This is a genomic window from Eudoraea sp. (assembly GCF_049665975.1).
In the GTDB taxonomy this organism is placed as follows: domain Bacteria; phylum Bacteroidota; class Bacteroidia; order Flavobacteriales; family Flavobacteriaceae; genus Eudoraea.
Genome location: NZ_JBATGR010000054.1, coordinates 1 through 3,558, shown reverse-complemented (window position 1 = coordinate 3,558; position 3,558 = coordinate 1). Strand labels below are relative to the sequence as shown.

Sequence of the window (3,558 nt, the reverse complement as noted above, 5' to 3'; positions counted from 1 at the left end):
TTTTTTTCAAATTACCTATTAAATGGAATTGGGGAAAATGCCTGGCGTTGGATGGTAGGAGTTGAAGCCATCCCGGCAGTTATTTATACCGTATTCGCATTGACAATTCCAAAAAGCCCCAGGTGGTTGTTATCTAAACTACGTGTTGATGAGGCTAAAGAAGTTTTAGAAGTTATAAATCCAGGTATGGATACAGAACACATGATGCTGGAAATTAAAAAGGAAAGTGAAGGCACTATTCCGGGGGAAAATATTTTCTTAATGAAATATAGATTTCCATTGATACTGGCTTTTTGTATTGCCTTTTTTAATCAACTCTCAGGCATCAATGCGTTTCTTTATTATGCCCCGCGAATATTGGAAGAAGCTGGCCTGGGTTCCAGTACGGCCCTATTAAGTAGTATTGGAATAGGGATTACCAATATGGTATTCACCCTTTTGGGAATATACCTGATTGACCGAATGGGCAGAAAACAATTAATGTATATCGGTTCTATTGGATACATTATAGCTCTATCTCTGGTAGCCTGTGCCTTTTATTTAAACTGGGAAGGAATTTCCGTAGCTTTCTTTTTATTTCTTTTTATAGCGGCCCATGCAATTGGACAAGGCACTGTAATTTGGGTGTTTATTTCAGAAATATTCCCTAATCATTTAAGAGGATACGGCCAAAGCTTTGGAAGTTCTGTTCATTGGGTTCTTGCAGCTGTTGTGCCTTCATTAATTCCAATTCTCTTTGCTACCATAGGCCCTGGAATTGTATTTACTTTTTTTGCATTTATGATGTTTTTACAGCTTCTTTTTGTGGCCTTTATTATGCCTGAGACCAAAGGAATATCACTGGAGGAATTAAGCAAGTCCCTTACAAAAACTAAGAAGGTTAAACCAGGGAGTGTATAAAAGGTAATATCAAATGATATTAATTGCATCGTATAAAAAAATCAGGCAAGGAACGGGATGCTCAATAGCTTGCAAAAATTTGTTGTCACACAATTATATCCCCAATTTTACCAATACATTGCGTCAAACTGCCCTTAATACTGTAAGTAATCTTTAAAAAATGGGACTATTAGACTATAGTTCACATTTTATTCTAATTCCTAAAACTGTAAACTCATGAGTAATTTTTTTAGCAATCTATTCAAAAAGAAAAAAACAGATGAATTTGATGAGATCCCCGAAGGGGTTTGTCCTAATTGTTGGGGAGATCAGGAGTACGGTAACGTTATCCGTGAAAAATATAAGGATGCTCAGATTGGCGTAAACAATAAAGAAAGTAAGTATGCTTTTGTTCAGGACTTTATAGTAACTCATTTAGACGGAATAAAGCTAAAAAGTGCTGTAGAAGGAACTGAATGTCCTACTTGTAAAATAAAATATAAAGAATAACAATATTTTAATTTCTAAACAATCTATAATGTCAAAACAACTTTCAAAAATGACGGAACAACACTGTTCCCATCCTCCTGCCAAATACAATGATCTAAAAGTTTTATTCCTCAACTGCACACTAAACAGAACTCCGGTTCTTTCGCATACCGAAGCACTTATAGGTGTTGCCCAGCGAATTTTTGAGGCAAATGGTGTGGCTACAAAAGTAATCAGACCTGTAGATTATGTACTTCCTGCCGGACTGGGGCTGGATATGTCCAAAACCCCGGAATGGGATAAAGATGACTGGCCCATACTACAAAAAGAAGTAGATGCCTGTGATATACTCATCCTTTGTACCTCGGTTTGGTTGGGAGAAAAATCTTCTGTTTGTAACCGGGTACTAGAGCGGATGTATGGTTATACACATATGTTTAATGAAAAAGGGCAATATAGAGATTATGGCAAAGTGGGCGCCACCTTGATAACAGGTAACGAAGATGGTGTAAAACATTGCGCCATGAATATACTTTTTTCACTTTCTCATATTGGCTATACAGTGCCTCCACAGGCGGATGCCGGTTGGATGGGTGAAGCTGGACCAGGACCTTCCTACAGGGACGAAGGTTCAGGAGGCCCCGAGAACGACTTTACCAATAGAAATACAACTTTCCTTGTCTGGAATTGTTTGCACTTGGCTCGAATGCTGAAAGATAATGGAGGTATCCCGGCACATGGAAACCAACCCGATGAGTGGGCTGCCGGATGTAAGGCAGGATTTGACAGCCCCGAACATAAAAGATAACCCGGTAATGGAAAAAATGATGTATCTGCTGGCACAGTACCTGGCTGCCGCAGGAATAAGTTTTTTAGAGAAAAAGGATGATGACAGCCATAGCAATCTAGGTTTTTCCATCGAAAATAGCAGTATGTATTCAAGGCCTTTAAATGAGAACGGAGATACCTTATCTGTAAGCTATAAAAAATTTACTTTAGAATGGAATTCAAATGGTGTGTCCACTTCAATGCGATTGGATGGCACCACCCATGCCGAAATTCTAAATTGGATAGAAAAAATGGCCGCGAAAGGGGCTATTAAGGTGGCGTACTCGTATTCCTTTCACTATGATTTTCCCTATCAAATAAAAGATAATTTTGTCTTTAAACTATTGGACGCTACCAGACTTCGCGAATTGTTAAAACTGCGGGTTTTGGCTCAAATGGTCCTGGAAGCTTTTTTACAGGACCAAAAATTAAACTCCGAAATTCGGATATGGCCACACCACTTTGACACCGGGGCTTATGCAATTTTCAATGATAGGACGGGTGATGCAATTGGATTAGGTCTTGCAATTCCGGATACTGTGTGCAGTGATCATTATTTTTACATCAATGGGTATAAAGGGCATGAGAGTATGGATACTTCAGGTTTTAAGCCATTATCTTTGGGCTCCTGGGGAGCAAATGGATTTAATGGAGCAATCCTACCAGCCACAGAAATTGACAAGAACATGGGTGCTGCCTTTTTGTCCGAGGCATTCGTCCAATTTAAAAATTAAACCAATTAATTATGGCTTCTTCGCAAGACCTTATTTGGCATAAAGTACTGGATAATAAAACTGATTTACCGGAAGGCAGGGTAAAAACAGTGACTGCCAAACACAAAGGTATCTGTCTTACTCATTTCGAGGGAAAATTTTCTGCCTTAGACAATAAATGTCCGCATCAGGGTGGACCTTTGGGTGAAGGCTCAATTGAAAATGGCCTGTTAAGATGTCCATGGCATGGCTGGGATTTTCATCCCTGCACCGGTTTACCTCCGGGCGGGTTTGATGATGGTGTTGAAGTCTATCCCACTAAGGAAGAAAATGAAGCCATATATGTGGGTTTGGTACAAGAGGAGGAACACGAGCCTACGGTTTCCGATATCATGGTAGAAACTATGATAAATTGGGGAGTAACCAAAGTTTTTGGAATGGTTGGGCATTCAAATCTAGGATTTGCCGACGCCATGAAACGACAGGAGCAAAAAGGAAAGCTCAATTTTTATGGTATTCGCCATGAAGGTGCTGCGGCATTTGCAGTGTCTGCCTATGGTAAACTTACAGGAAAACCTGCAGCTTGTTTCACCATTGCAGGACCGGGAGCTACGAACTTATATACAGGAATGTGGGATGCCAAGGTGGA

The 3,558-nt window shown here is 39.8% G+C and carries 5 protein-coding genes; all 5 read left to right on the top strand.

From position 1 onward, the window contains the following. Positions 1 to 900, top strand: a 900-nt coding sequence (locus tag WBN20_RS02320; protein WP_424280567.1) for an MFS transporter, incomplete at its 5' end; no start/stop codon positions are given. A 216-nt stretch (positions 901 to 1,116) separates the two neighbouring features. Continuing rightward, positions 1,117 to 1,389, top strand: a complete 273-nt coding sequence (locus tag WBN20_RS02315; RefSeq protein WP_424270946.1) for a hypothetical protein — start codon at positions 1,117 to 1,119, stop codon at positions 1,387 to 1,389. A gap of 28 nt (positions 1,390 to 1,417) precedes the next feature. Beyond that, on the top strand, positions 1,418 to 2,176 hold the full coding sequence (locus WBN20_RS02310) for a flavodoxin family protein (protein ID WP_424280566.1): 759 nt from the start codon (positions 1,418 to 1,420) through the stop codon (positions 2,174 to 2,176). Further along, positions 2,106 to 2,930: a hypothetical protein gene (locus tag WBN20_RS02305; protein WP_424280565.1), complete on the top strand. Its 825-nt coding sequence runs from the start codon at positions 2,106 to 2,108 to the stop codon at positions 2,928 to 2,930. Before WBN20_RS02310 ends, WBN20_RS02305 begins: the two co-directional genes overlap by 71 nt. Positions 2,931 to 2,941: 11 nt before the next feature. Beyond that, positions 2,942 to 3,558: thiamine pyrophosphate-binding protein (locus tag WBN20_RS02300; RefSeq protein WP_424280564.1), on the top strand; the 617-nt coding region annotated here is incomplete at its 3' end.